Origin of the sequence: Shewanella phaeophyticola (genome assembly GCF_025398315.1) — a bacterium.
Taxonomy (GTDB): Bacteria; Pseudomonadota; Gammaproteobacteria; order Enterobacterales; family Shewanellaceae; genus Shewanella; species Shewanella phaeophyticola.
Map to the genome: position 1 here is coordinate 2868275 of NZ_JAODOQ010000001.1, position 14529 is coordinate 2882803.

General features: G+C 44.1%; 8 protein-coding genes and 4 pseudogenes. 3 read left to right on the forward strand and 9 right to left on the reverse strand.

The features are described 5' to 3' along the window. Positions 1 to 605 precede the first annotated feature (605 nt). The 3 genes and pseudogenes from N4T56_RS22805 to N4T56_RS22815 form a co-directional block, all read right to left on the reverse strand. Positions 606 to 1519, reverse strand: a pseudogene (locus tag N4T56_RS22805) (phosphoribosylformylglycinamidine synthase subunit PurQ). Positions 1520 to 1641: 122 nt separating this feature from the next. After that, positions 1642 to 3162 (reverse strand): annotated as a pseudogene (locus tag N4T56_RS22810) (AIR synthase-related protein). After that, complete coding sequence (locus N4T56_RS22815; protein WP_390904122.1) at positions 3104 to 4486, reverse strand: hypothetical protein; 1383 nt, start codon at positions 4484 to 4486, stop codon at positions 3104 to 3106. The pseudogene N4T56_RS22810 and the gene N4T56_RS22815 overlap by 59 nt, the downstream one beginning before the upstream one ends. Positions 4487 to 4845: 359 nt before the next feature. Here N4T56_RS22815 and mltF point away from each other — a divergent pair, with 359 nt between their 5' ends. Next, positions 4846 to 6282 (forward strand): membrane-bound lytic murein transglycosylase MltF, encoded by a 1437-nt coding sequence (gene mltF, locus N4T56_RS13310; RefSeq protein WP_261733570.1) that lies wholly within the window; start codon positions 4846 to 4848, stop codon positions 6280 to 6282. Between the two features lie 657 nt (positions 6283 to 6939). Here mltF and tadA read toward each other — a convergent pair. The 3 genes and pseudogenes from tadA to guaB form a co-directional block, all read right to left on the reverse strand. Then, positions 6940 to 7392 (reverse strand): tRNA adenosine(34) deaminase TadA, encoded by a 453-nt coding sequence (tadA, locus tag N4T56_RS13315; protein WP_390904123.1) that lies wholly within the window; start codon positions 7390 to 7392, stop codon positions 6940 to 6942. Positions 7393 to 7605: 213 nt separating this feature from the next. Then, positions 7606 to 9184: pseudogene (gene guaA / locus N4T56_RS13320) on the reverse strand (glutamine-hydrolyzing GMP synthase). Between the two features lie 92 nt (positions 9185 to 9276). Then, entirely contained in the window at positions 9277 to 10749 is a 1473-nt protein-coding gene (guaB, locus tag N4T56_RS13325) for an IMP dehydrogenase (protein ID WP_261733571.1), read from the reverse strand. Positions 10750 to 10867: 118 nt separating this feature from the next. Between guaB and xseA the strand changes: the two genes are divergently transcribed. Further along, positions 10868 to 12208: an exodeoxyribonuclease VII large subunit gene (gene xseA / locus N4T56_RS13330; RefSeq protein WP_261733572.1), complete on the forward strand. Its 1341-nt coding sequence runs from the start codon at positions 10868 to 10870 to the stop codon at positions 12206 to 12208. A 58-nt stretch (positions 12209 to 12266) separates the two neighbouring features. Here xseA and N4T56_RS13335 read toward each other — a convergent pair whose 3' ends face one another. From N4T56_RS13335 to N4T56_RS22535, 3 genes and pseudogenes are all read right to left on the reverse strand, one after another. Further along, complete coding sequence (locus tag N4T56_RS13335) at positions 12267 to 12944, reverse strand: OmpA family protein (RefSeq protein ID WP_261733573.1); 678 nt, start codon at positions 12942 to 12944, stop codon at positions 12267 to 12269. Between the two features lie 98 nt (positions 12945 to 13042). Beyond that, positions 13043 to 13195 carry a GlyGly-CTERM sorting domain-containing protein gene (locus N4T56_RS22940; RefSeq protein ID WP_449329055.1) on the reverse strand — a complete coding sequence of 51 codons (153 nt, stop codon included), beginning with the start codon at positions 13193 to 13195 and terminating at the stop codon, positions 13043 to 13045. A gap of 24 nt (positions 13196 to 13219) precedes the next feature. After that, positions 13220 to 13920 (reverse strand): annotated as a pseudogene (locus tag N4T56_RS22535) (choice-of-anchor H family protein); the annotation flags it as partial. Between the two features lie 263 nt (positions 13921 to 14183). Between N4T56_RS22535 and N4T56_RS13345 the strand changes: the two are divergent. Then, positions 14184 to 14528, forward strand: a complete 345-nt coding sequence (locus tag N4T56_RS13345; RefSeq protein WP_261733574.1) for a PepSY domain-containing protein — start codon at positions 14184 to 14186, stop codon at positions 14526 to 14528. Position 14529: the final 1 nt, after the last annotated feature.

A 14529-nucleotide genomic window follows, 5' to 3' on the forward strand; every position in this document is an offset into this window, starting at 1 on the left:
GTGATATAAGTCCAAGCGAGTTTTATTAAAAAGTCTTGTGGCGCTAACAAATTGCTCATTTCATCCACTCTAGAGGTATTGACAATATCTCCCCAATTGCTAGGCGCAAACATTTAAAATAAATAACATGTTCATAAATACTTTATTTACCAATACTATTAACAAATATATAACCGTTTAATAAAGTACCAACAACAGATTGGTAAACCTTAATATTCAACAATAGCGACATTAAAAAATGTCATTTAAATTCAGTCGTATATCCATATTCCCAATCTAATTTCTATTAACAATTACAATAAGCATTATTAAAACTAATTCCACATGGCATTTTTTCTCATTTGAGCTTTGTAAATGCCAATCGTATAATTTATAGACAAAATTCTACGTAGTATTTGCCACCTTCCTCTTTGATTTGAGATATCGTATGACACTGTTATTTGAAAATATTGCAAACTTATATAAACACGCCTTTTCTGAATTGTTTACCCCAAAAGAGGATAAATAGCTGGCGTTAGTAAGCGGCATTATCAGCATTTTACTGTTCACAATATGCCATAAAAAAAGCGACTCAATTGAGTCGCTTTTTTGTTCACTAAACATGCTTAGCCAATTTTAATCCGCGCATTACGGAACATGCGCATCCATGGGCTGTCTTCGCCCCAACCATCAGGGTGCCATGAGTTAGCTACCGTTCTGAATACTCGCTCAGGGTGTGGCATCATAATGGTGACACGACCGTCAGTAGTACAAATACCAGTTAAACCGTTTGGCGAACCATTAGGGTTCTGTGGATATTGCGTTGCAATTTGGCCGTGGCCATCAACATAACGCAGTGCAATCGTACCAGAGGTTTCAGCACCAGCAAGCGCTTGAGCATTGGCAAACTCTGCTAAACCTTCACCGTGCGAGACCGCGATAGGCATACGCGAACCGGCCATACCGTCAAAAAATACCGAGGGTGACTGCTGAACCTCAACCAGACTAAAACGCGCTTCAAAACGCTCAGAGCGGTTGCGTACAAAGTGTGGCCAATGCTCACTGCCAGGAATAATTTCTTTTAAGTTTGATAACATCTGACAACCGTTACACACACCTAAGGCAATGCTTGAGTCACGCTCAAAGAAGCGGCTAAATTCATCACGGCACGGCTGTTAAATAATATCGATTTAGCCCAACCCTCACCAGCACCAAGTACGTCACCATAAGAGAAACCACCACAAGCCACTAGGCCTTGGAACTCTTCTAGGTTGATGCGGCCAGATAAAATATCTGACATATGTACATCGCGGCTTTCAAAACCTGCACGGTCAAATGCCGCAGCCATTTCAATGTGCGAGTTAACACCCTGCTCACGTAAAATAGCCATTTTAGGCGCTGCGCCTTTTAAAATATAAGGTGCGGCAACATCTTCACTCGGATTAAAGCCTAATTTAACGGTTAAGCCCGGTGCATCAGCTTGTTGTTTAAGCTCAAATTCTTGCTTAGCACATTCTGGGTTATCACGCAGGGCTTGCATGCGGTAGGTGGTTTCAGACCACAAAGTGCGTAATGCGGTGCGACTGTCGGCAAAGATAAGGCGCTCGCCATCAGTTATGCTGATCTTATCGGCAGCTTGCAGACCACCAATGTGATGGCAGCTCACGCCTTTTGCTTCAAACTGCGCAGCAATGTCGGTTGCTTGTTCTGCACTCACTTGAATAACAGCACCCAACTCTTCGTTAAATAAACGCTCTAAATCTGTGCCGTTTAAGCCAGCTAAATCAATATTTAACCCCGTGTTTCCAGCAAATGCCATCTCAACTAAAGTGGTCAACAACCCACCGTCACTGCGATCGTGGTAAGCAATAACCGCTTGGTCGGCTACTAATTTTTGCATCACTTCAAAGAAGCCTGCAAGGTTAGCAGTGTTGTCTAGTGTTGGCGCAATATCGCCTAGCTCACTGAACACTTGCGCTAAACATGAGCCGCCTAAACGGTTTTGACCATTGCTCAAGTCCAGCATCAGTAATGCGCTATCACCTTTATCAGAGCGCAGCTCTGGCGTAACCGTTTTACGAATGTCTTGCACAACGCCAAAGGCGGTGATGACTAACGACATAGGCGATGTCACGGTTTTGCTAACGCCGTTGTCTTGCCATGCGGTTTTCATCGACATGGAGTCTTTACCGACTGGAATGGTAATGCCTAGTGCTGGACATAAGTCTTCACCGATAGCTTTTACCGCTTCATAAAGTCCGGCATCTTCACCAGGGTGGCCGGCTGGTGACATCCAGTTAGCCGACAGTTTAATCCGTTTGAACGAGCCAATATCAGTACCGGCAATGTTCATAATCGATTCAGCAACCGCCATACGCGCAGAGGCATCAAAGTCTAAAAGTGCAAGTGGTGTGCGCTCGCCCATCGACATGGCTTCGCCAGTGTAGCTGTCATAACTTGATGCTGTGACTGCGCAATCTGCTACAGGTACCTGCCAGCGCCAACCATTTGGTCGCGATTGACTAAACCAGTCACCGAGCGGTCACCAATGGTGATTAAGAAGGTTTTATCGGCAACTGTGGGTAGGGTTAACACGCGCTTAACGGCTTCGGTTAACTCAATCTTAGTTTGATCTAATGCCGGTGATACTGCTTTAGCGGTTACCACATCACGGCTCATTTTAGGCGCTTTACCTAGTAACACTTCAAGCGGTAAGTCGATTGGTTTGTTATTAAAGTGGCTGTCAGCAAGGGTTAAATGCATCTCTTCCGTCGCTTCACCCACAACGGCAAACGGCGCACGTTCGCGAGCACAAATATCAGCAAACTGCTGTAAATTTTCTGGGGCTACTGATAACACATAACGCTCTTGAGATTCGTTACACCAAATCTCAAGTGGGCTCATGCCTGGCTCATCTGATGGCACGTTACGTAAATTAAATGCGCCGCCACGATTACCATCGTTAACCAACTCTGGGAAAGCATTAGATAAACCGCCCGCCCCCACGTCATGAATAAATTGAATAGGGTTGGTGTCACCTAATTGCCAGCAACGGTCAATCACTTCTTGGCAACGACGTTCCATTTCAGGGTTTTCACGTTGCACAGAGGCAAAGTCTAAATCTTCACTTGATTGACCTGAAGCCATTGAAGAAGCCGCGCCGCCACCTAAACCGATGTTCATTGCTGTAGCCACCAAGCACAATCAGCTTTGCGCCAACGGTGATTTCACCCTTTTGCACGTGTTCTTCACGGATATTACCTAAACCACCGGCAATCATAATCGGCTTATGGTAACCACGTACTTCAACGCCGTTGTGGCTTGATACTTCTTGCTCGTAGGTACGGAAATAACCGGTTAACGCCGGACGACCAAATTCGTTATTAAATGCCGCGCCGCCTAATGGGCCTTCGAGCATGATTTCTAACGGGGTCACGATACGGTCAGGTTTGCCGTAATTGCCTTCCCAGGGTTGTACAAAGCCAGGAATTTTAAGGTTAGACACGGTAAAGCCATTTAAACCGGCTTTGGGTTTAGAGCCACGACCGGTTGCACCTTCGTCACGAATTTCGCCACCTGAACCGGTAGCGGCACCTGGGTATGGGCTAATCGCGGTTGGGTGATTGTGGGTTTCTACCTTCATCAATACGTGCATTGCTTCGGTGTGATAGTTGTATACACCGTCAGGATCGGGGAAGAAACGCCCAGCAACAGAACCCGTCATTACTGCAGCATTATCTTTATAGGCAGATAACACGTTATCAGGGGTCACTTCAAAGGTGTTCTTAATCATTTTGAACAATGATTTTGGCTGTACTTCGCCGTCGATTGTCCAATCAGCATTGAAGATTTTATGACGACAATGTTCAGAGTTAGCCTGAGCAAACATCATTAATTCAATGTCGTTGGGATTACGGTTTAGGCGGACAAAGTTTTCAACTAGGTAGTCAATTTCATCATCGGCTAATGCTAAGCCTAACTTGACGTTAGCGACTTCAAGTGCACGGCGACCTTCGGCTAAAATATTGATGCTGTTAAATTTAGCAGGCTCAGTGCGGGCAAAAAGTACTTGGGCGTCATCAAAGCTTGACAACAACACTTCAACCATGCGGTCGTGTAATAAACCTTGTAATTGTTTTTGCTGCTGAGCCGTTAATGTAGCTGACTCAACATAATAGGCAATACCACGCTCTAAACGCTTCACTTTATTGAGGCCACAGTTATGGGCAATATCGGTCGCTTTAGAGGACCAAGGAGAAATCGTGCCCGGACGTGGCGTAACAAACAGTAACGCTCCCTCTGGCGCATGTGACTCAATGGCAGAGCCGTAGGTAAGAATAGTTTCTAGTTGTAGACGTTCATTATCATCGAGTTGTTCAGTCAGATCGGCTAAATGCACATATTCGGCATAAATTTGCGTCACAGGAAGCGATGCGTTTTCGCAAGCCTCCATGAGTTTTTGAACTCTAAATGCAGATAGTGCAGGGGCTCCGCGAATGATTTCCATCACGTCTATTCACCTTATAATTTATATAGGAGGGTCAGAATTGGCGCTATTATAGGGAATTGCACCATACAAATCACGCTCGAGCACGGGTGAAAACAGTGTTTCCTGATAGAGAAAATATCCCTGACGATGAATGCTACAGTGAATAGTATGACAACTTTACATTTGAGCAATAACAGTACATTTTGTGGTGTTTTTTTGTACAAGCCTAGGCGTTTTGCAAAACACCTGATAAAGTATGCGAAAAATAACGCCTACCCCCTACATATTTAAAGGCTATTCGACAGTATTAAACTCGTTTTTCTCGTATTACTTTCGTGAACATTAACGATACAACTTAAGATAACCAGTTAATAAATATGATCAAAAACTTATTAATCATTTTGCTATGTGCCATTTTAAGCGCCTGTCAGCCAGTTGATATTCAACAGGTCGATATTGCTGCGCCTGCACAAAAGCGCAGTGTGTTAAAAGTCGGCACCTTGTATGAACTGCAGATTTACCTTAATTCTGAATTAGGTGAAACCGGTTTTGACTTTGAAATGGCTCAGCGTTTTGCTGACTATTTATCGCTGCCATTAGAAATGATCCCTTACACCGATCGCAAAGCCTTATTTAAAGCGTTAAAAGATAACGATATCGACATTATTGCCGCTGGTATTGCCAAAACGCCCAATCGCAGCCAGCAATTTAAACTTGAGCCTACCTTATATAAAGTTAACCAAGTGCTGGTGTACAAAGAAGGCACACCTGAGCCTAAAGACATTGGTACCTTGTCGGGTGAAATCACCGTGATGGCCAATTCATCATCGGTAAATACCCTGACTCAATTACAAAAAGATTATCCTGAGTTGATGTGGAACCAGGTCAGCGATAAAGATAATGAAGAGCTATTTGCGCTGATAGCCAAAGGTGAGTTGAACTACACAATTTCAGACTCAAACAGTCTGTTGATCAATCAGCGTTTTTTGCCTGAATTACGTGCAGGGATGATTTTAGAAGAAAAAGTTGAAGTAGTTTGGTTGTTGCCGCCAAAAGAAAGTGACCGTTTAATGAGTCAGCTTTTGGCTTTTTGGCACAAAGAGAAACGCGCTGGCACTCTTGAGCACTTAAACGAAAAATACTTTGGCCATGTAAAACGTTTTGATTATGTCGATACCCGTGCCTTTATCCGTGCTATTGACAATATTTTGCCAGAATATCGCGGCATGTTTGAAGAGTACGCTGGCGAACTAGATTGGCGTAAACTCGCAGCTGCGAGCTATCAAGAGTCACACTGGAACCCGACAGCGCGCTCCCCTACCGGTGTACGCGGCATGATGATGCTGACTCGACCTACAGCCTCTTATGTGGGAGTGGATAACCGTTTAGATGCAGAACAAAGCATCCGTGGCGGAGCATTTTATTTAAAAGATATGTTAGACCGCTTACCAGACTCTATAGCCGATTCACAACGAGTGTGGTTTGCGCTGGCCGCTTATAATATTGGTTTGAGCTATGTTGAAGATGCACGCCGCTTAACCGAATCAATGGGTATGGATCCTAGCGCCTGGCGCGACGTGAAAAAAGTATTACCGCTGTTGCAACAATCAAAGTACTACAAGCAAACCCGATATGGTTATGCGCGCGGCAGTGAAGCGGTACATTATGTTGACAGTATTCGCCGTTATTACGACACCTTAGTCTGGGTAGATAACCAAACTAAACAAATGGAAATGATTGAAGAAAACGACAGCATTGAAGTGATTGCTGAAGAAGTACCAATCAATACCAATGTGTCTGCACAGCAACCTTAAGGCCTGTTGATCTTTCTTAATTAACCATTGCATTGTCGGTTTTGAAAAAATATTATGGCGGTTCTACGACGAGCTATTGCTTATCGTTACACTATGTCACACTGCAACAATGATTGAGGTATGGGTATGAGAAGAAGAATAATGAGTAACATGGTTTCACGCCGCCGTGTGATGCTTAAGGTACAAAAGAACCGCATTCAAAATCGTCAGCGCGCTCATTTTTTACTTGTTCAAACAGAAACTTAATTTAATACCAATTCCACTAATTATCTGGTCATTCAGCGGTAATTCTGTGCCTTCTAGGCAAGTAATAGGATTGTAGGCATAGTTGCTCTCGGCAACTGCTCCTGCGTTGCTCTACCTCCTGCATCCATGCAGTCGTACGTCAAAATACTATTAAGCAGCATAGAAGGCACAGAAACCCGCCTTGCAGGAGGCGCTCAGACAGTCCATTTCTTTGTTGCATTGCCTTAGAAGGGAATAACCATTATTTCAACAATGCGCCTCAAACTGAACAGTCTGAGCGACTCTGATTGGTCACATAATTAATGGAAATGGTATAAGTCTTACCACTCATTAGCCCCTATTGAGTCCCTGCTAAGCGAATGCTAATGTGCGGGTACTCATCAAAAAGTCTTTAATCCGTTTGCTGTTTAGCTAACTGTTTAAGGGCTTTTTTTCAGCTCGTCTACGTTTAAAAAACGCACTTAACTGCGCCGCGCAGTCATCGGCTAAGACACCCGAACTGACCGATAATTGATGGTTAAACGCCGGATGTTGTAATAAATTAGTCACGCTGCCTGCTGCACCTGTTTTTAAATCCTCTGCACCATAAACCACCCGCTCAATACGGCTATGCACCATTGCGCCAGCACACATTGAACACGGCTCTAGTGTCACATATAAGGTTGTCCCTAACATACGATAGTTTTCGAGCACGTTACCGGCTTGGCGAATGCATTCCATTTCTGCATGAGCGGTAGGGTCGTGATTTAAAATGCTTAAATTAAACCCACTGGCAATCATCACATCATCTTTTACCAATACCGCCCCGACCGGCACTTCCCCTTTTCGCTCCGCTTGCTCTGCAAGCTGCATCGCTACCCGCATCCATTTTTCATCAATGGCTAACTGAACACGATCTATTGGCGCATCTTCGATGTCATTGTCAACATTGGAATGTAACCAAGGGTCGCTTGGGAGTTCTGCCTTTGGGGTATCTGTCACACTATTAGCCTAGGTAAAGTTCATGCTTTCTATTCTACCAAATAAAAAAGACGCCGCAGCGTCTTTTTTGTAGAACCGAGGGTTAATCCGTTTGGATTATTCCCATTCAATCGTTGCCGGTGGCTTACCAGAAATATCGTATACCACACGAGAAATACCATCGATTTCATTAATGATGCGGTTTGATACACGACCTAAGAAGTCGTAGGGTAAGTGCGCCCAATGTGCGGTCATAAAGTCGATAGTTTCTACCGCGCGAAGCGACACAACCCAATCATACTTACGACCATCGCCCATCACACCCACTGAACGTACCGGTAAAAATACGGTAAATGCTTGGCTGACTTTGTTGTATAAGTCTGCTTTATGTAATTCTTCAATGAAGATAGCATCAGCACGGCGCAACAAGTCACAGTATTCTTTTTTCACTTCGCCAAGAACGCGTACACCAAGGCCTGCACTCTGGGAACGGGTGACGATAAAGCATGTTGTAAGGTAGGCCAAGTTCTAAACCAATTTTACGCACTTCATCTTTAAATAACTCACGTAACGGCTCCACTAAACCTAACTCCATATCGTCAGGCAAACCGCCTACGTTATGGTGCGACTTAATCACATGTGCTTTACCTGTTGCACTGCCTGCAGACTCAATCACATCTGGGTAGATAGTGCCTTGAGCTAACCATTTAGCATTGACGCATTTTTTAGATTCTTCATCAAAAATCTCAACAAACACGCGGCCAATGATTTTACGCTTGGCTTCTGGCTCAGCTTCACCAGCCATTGCATCTAAGAAACGGTTTTCAGCATCTACATGAACAATGTTCAGTCCAAAATGATCGCCAAACATTTCTAATACTTGGTCGGCTTCGTTTAAACGTAATAAACCGTTGTCAACAAACACACAAGTTAACTTGTCGCCAATGGCACGGTGTAACAGCATGGCCACAACGGATGAGTCTACACCACCAGAGAGGCCTAAAATCACTTCATCATCGCCAATTTGTTGCTTTAAACGCTCTACTGCATCTTCGATAATGGAAGAGGGTTTCCAGTTAGCTTCACAGCCACAAATGTCTAGCGCAAAATGCTCAAGCATGCGTTGACCTTGGCGAGTGTGAGTCACTTCTGGGTGAAATTGTACGCCGTAAAAACGTTTTTCTTCATTGGCCATTGCCGCAAAAGGGCACGTTGCCGTTTTTGCAACAGTCACAAAGCCTTCTGGGATCACCGATACTTTATCACCATGGCTCATCCATACATCAAGTAATGGCTTACCGTCAGCACTCACTGCATCTTCAATGCTTTTAAACAGTGCAGAAGTGGTTTGCAGTTCAATTTGAGCATAGCCAAACTCGCCCTCGCCCACGCCTTGAATCACTTTTCCGCCAAGCTGCTCAGACATAGTTTGCATGCCATAACAAATGCCTAATACAGGAACGCCAGCAGTGAATACATATTCTGGTGCGCGCGGAGAGTGGTCAGCAGTAACGCTTTCAGTGCCACCCGCTAAAATAATGCCGTTTGGCGCAAACTCACGAATTTGTGCTTCGCTGACGTCCCACGCCCATAACTCACAATACACGCCAATTTCACGAATACGACGGGCAATAAGTTGGGTGTACTGAGAACCAAAATCGAGGATCAAAATCTTATGATCATGAATATTAATCATGGGTAACCTTTACAAATTGATTAAATGCCATGGCCAAGACATTGGCCATAATGCGTGTAACGAAAGGGCGACAAATGTCGCCCTCACATAAATTATGAACCTGAACGGTAATTTGGCGCTTCTTTAGTAATGGTCACATCGTGAACATGTGATTCACCCATACCGGCAGAAGTGACTTTTACAAACTGTGCTTTTTCATTTAAATCTTTAATGGTGGCACAACCTGTTAACCCCATGCATGAACGTAAACCGCCCATATGCTGGTGAATAATTTCTTTAATCTTGCCTTTGTAGGGTACGCGGCCTTCAATACCTTCTGGTACTAATTTGTCAGCGGCGTTATCGCTTTGGAAATAACGATCTGATGAACCTTGGGTTTGTCCCATTGCGCCCAATGAACCCATACCGCGGTATGACTTATAAGCACGGCCTTGGTATAGCTCAGTCTCGCCTGGTGCTTCGTCAGTACCAGCAAACATAGAACCGGCCATGATGCATGATGCACCCGCGGCTAATGCTTTTGCCAAGTCACCAGAGAAACGAATACCACCATCAGCAATCACAGGAATGCCAAGCGCAAGCACGGCTTCAGCAGCATCAGAAACGGCAGTAATTTGCGGTACACCTACACCAGTTACAATACGGGTAGTACAAATTGAACCAGAGCCAATACCCACTTTAACAGCGTTAACACCCGCTTCGACTAACGCTAATGCGCCAGAAGCGGTTGCAACGTTACCGCCAACAATTTGTAACTCAGGATATTTAGCGCGAGTATCACGAATACGTTGTAATACGCCTTCTGAGTGGCCGTGAGATGAGTCAATTAGCAGTACGTCAACACCCGCTTTAACAAGTGCATCAATACGCTCTTCATTACCTGCACCAGCACCTACCGCGGCACCTACACGTAAACGCCCCAACTCATCTTTACATGCGTTTGGCTTACGTTCAGCTTTTTCGAAATCTTTTACGGTAATTAAGCCTTTAAGCTTAAAGTTGTCATTGACCACTAATACTTTTTCAATGCGGTGTGAATGCATTAACTTCTGCACTTCATCTAATTTAGTGCCTTCAGGTACTGTCACTAGACGATCTTTCGGGGTCATCATATCGGCAACCGTTTTGCTCCAATCGGTCACAAAACGCACGTCACGACCAGTAATAATACCCACAAGTTCGTGTGCATCATTCACTACAGGGTAGCCGGCAAAACCATTACGTTCAGTTAAAATACGTAAATCAGTTAAGCTGGTAGTCGGGGTTACGGTAACAGGATCTTGAACGATACCTGCTTCGTAGCTTTTTACTTTACGGACTTCTTCGGCTTGTTGATCAATGCTCATGTTTTTATGAATAAATCCTAAACCACCTTCTTGCGCGATAGCAATTGCAAGACGAGATTCAGTCACCGTGTCCATAGCAGCAGACACAAGTGGAATATTCAATTCGATTTTATTCGTTAAACGAGTTTTGAGAACAGCGGTATTAGGGAGTACGGTCGAGTGGGCAGGAACCAACAACACATCATCAAAGGTTAGTGCATCTTTCAGTAAACGTAGCATGGCAACATCTCCCTAGTAAGTAGGATTTGAGGTGAAATATTGCGGCGAGATTATACCTTGCATATTACAGTTGGTAAATGGAAAATAGATTTTTATTACCTTTAGAATGAGAACACTCATGAGTGCCACAAAAAACAATGTTTACACTGTTTCGCAATTAAATGGCGAAGTCAGGCATATTCTTGAAGGTCAAATAGGTAAAATTTGGTTAAATGGTGAAATTTCAAACTTTTCCTCGCCCAGCTCTGGCCATTGGTATCTCACGTTAAAAGACAGTCGCTCACAAATCCGTTGTGCCATGTTTAAAGGCCGTAATCAATCGGTACGCTTTAAACCCGTTAATGGTCAACAAGTGTTAGTTAAAGGCACCATCAGCGTTTACGAGCCTCGTGGCGACTATCAATTGCTATTAGAGTCAATGTTACCTGCTGGTGACGGTTTGTTAGCGCAAGAATTTGAAGCGTTAAAGCTCAAATTGGCCGCTGAAGGCTTATTTACCACAGAAACAAAGCGCCCTATTCCCCAAAATATTCAACGCATTGGTGTAATTACTTCGGCAACGGGTGCTGCATTGCGCGACATATTGCACGTATTGGCCAGACGCGACCCATCAATTGAAGTCATTGTTTATCCAACCCAAGTACAAGGCGCAGCGGCGAGCCAGTTAATTAGCCAGGCCATTGCTATGGCAAACCAGCGCCTTGAAGTGGATGTACTATTACTGACCCGTGGTGGCGGCTCGTTGGAAGATTTATGGTGTTTTAACAGCGAACACTTAGCCCATGCCATTTACAACAGTGCTTTGCCAGTAATTAGTGCTGTCGGCCATGAGATTGATACCACCATTAGTGACTATGTTGCCGATGTGCGCGCTCCCACACCATCTGCAGGTGCTGAGCTATTGTCTAAAGACAAAGGCAATAAAGCGGAAAAGCTTATTTTGTTGTTATCGCGCTTGCAACAAGGGATGAAGCATTATCAATTACAACAAAGCGGCCGCTTAAACCAATTAAGCCACCAGCTTCAACGCCATGAACCACAGCGAAAACTACAACAGTTTGAGCAGCGATTTGATGAGATGCAAATGCGCTTAGAAAATGCCTTACAACATAAACTAAGCCGCTTAACTTTGCGTCACCAGCAATTACATAATCGCTTACAACAACGCTCACCGGCCAGCACCTTAACATTAGAAAAGCAGCGCCTACAGTATTTAACTGAACGGTTTAACGACGTCAGCAGCGACTACTTTAAGCAGGCAGCGGTGCGCGTTGCACAGGCAGCTCACAAACTTGATACCGTCAGCCCATTGGCCACCTTAAGCCGTGGCTATTCAATCACTAGCACAAATCAACACGTTGTTGAAAATGCTCAACAATTAATGTTGGGAGATGAAATTCACACCCGCTTAAAGCACGGTGAAGTCACCTCGACCGTGACGAAGGTCATCAGTAACTAACCTCAGCTCAAGTTAATCTAGGGTTATCATTCACGAGGCTGAATCGATTGTCACTTGGTTACTGAGCCATTGGCGTAAGAACAATTTCTACACGGCGGTTTTGCGCACGACCATCGGCGGTATTGTTGCTGGCAATCGGGCTTGATTCACCCATGCCGGTTGCTGACACGCGCGAACCACTTACGTTTTGGCTAGTAATGTATTGTGCCACTTCGCTGGCTCGTACTTGCGATAAACGTAGATTGTATGAGTCAGAACCAGAGCTGTCGGTGTAGCCGATAATGTTTAAGCGCGTATCGCTGTATTCTTTGGCAACCAAAACAACACTGTTTAATACCGATTTAGCACGTTCACTTAACACGGTTTGGTCAACAGCAAACGTCACTTCGTTTGGCATATTGAGGATAATGTTATCGCCATCACGGGTAACACTGACGCCAGAAGACTGTAACTGCTTACGTAATTTAGCCTCTTGTACATCCATGTAATAACCAATACCACCGCCGACAGCCGCACCAGATGCAGCACCAATTAATGCGCCTTTGCCGCGATCGCTTTTACTTGATGAGGCCACACCAATGGCTGCCCCGCTAATTGCACCAATAATGGCACCATTGGTCGCTTTAGCATTTTCAGACTCGCCGGTGTAAGGATTAGGCAATTGGCAGCCTGACAACAACAGAGCTGAACCTAATAAACAACCGCATAATAACGATGAATTCAATTTTACTAACATACACTCTCCTAAGTACTTATTTTTTTAGATAAAAACAAGTAAAAAACTGAGGACTTCAAAAAAATGTCATTCTACTCTAGATGAATCTGATGTTTACGTTATTTTTTGTTCATAAAACGGCGCCGCCATGCCAATGAACCTAATAAGCTGACCATTAACCAAGACATTGCTCCGCCATGGACTTCTTCTACATAAACTTCTTCTACATATACCGTGTCACGGTCGCCACTTTCAAGTGGCAATGCATACAATGAATCAACATCATCACTGCTGATGGTGGCAACTGGATCGGCATAACCTAGCTCGTATAAATCAATTAACACATCATAATGGTCAGTTTGATAACCGTTAGCTAGCGTGGTTAATACTTCATAATCATCAAAGCTTGAGTCAGCGTTGAGCGTGAATACGTCAGTCGAGTAATAATGGATCCAGGACCACCGTTTTGGCTTAAATATAATTCAGCAAAAACATCTGCTTGCACGTCACCACCACTGCTGTTGATATCTGCATCGAAGGTCACGCTAAAGGTTTGATAAAAACCGTCGTAATCGTAATCTTCAAATAAACGCGTTTGAGCATCATAAAATGAAAAGTCGTAATAGATGACCTGATTTTGCTGAGCTAACGCCCGTAACTGTTGGTTTTCTTGAGTGGCAGCTGCTTTTTGATGAACAGCCATACGTTGTTCGCGCGTCACTTTTGAACTGTTATCGGCTGTAGCGGTTAGTAACGTCGCTTGTTGATGCAAAGCCGCCACTTGGGTTTCATTATTGTCGCTCGCGGGCGCATCCAATAATCTTGCCTGGCTTACCGCCCCATTGACCTGGCTTGCACTGACTTGAATAGCACTGGCGTCTTCACTATTGGCGTTAGCAGAGCTTAACCCCAGGATACATGCAACACCCAAGCTTAGCCCTAACTTAACGGTGTTAAATGATGTTGCTTTGCTGATGTTATTTAAATATGGGTTCATGGTGATTCCTCACAACCTTAAATGTTGTAATCATTAAAACTCACTTAAAATGAACACAAGCTGAACATTACCAAACAGTTAAGCCTCCATATCATTCAATCATCACGCTGTTATTGTCATTCAGTTAATGTTCATCTGTAGACAGGTATACTTGCCCAGCAACTCATTTTGAATCAACTCCCAGTTCAATTATTTAAGTAGATGTTTCTATATAGAAAAGGATCTTTTACACTAACGGTAATGAGGTAAATAGGATTAACACCATGCAGCGAATGTTCAAACTCAAGGCCACGCTTTTAGGCTTAATGTTAGTGATTTCATCACCCAGCTTTGCTGGCGCTTCGCATGTGTTATCGTTAAGTTCTGCTGCCCCATTTGAGCTTGTTCCAGGTCTTAAAGACAATCGCCAAAGTAACAACAACTTGGTGGTCACTAGCGCTCAACAAGCCATTCAAATTGCCAAGCGCAATTACTCTGGCAAGGTGTTAAAAGTTCAATCTAGCAGTGTAAATGGACATCCTGGGTATCGAGTCAAACTACTCACCAATGATGGCGTTATTTTTTATGTCTCTGTTGATGCCACCAATGGTTCAGTTAGAAGGAACTAGC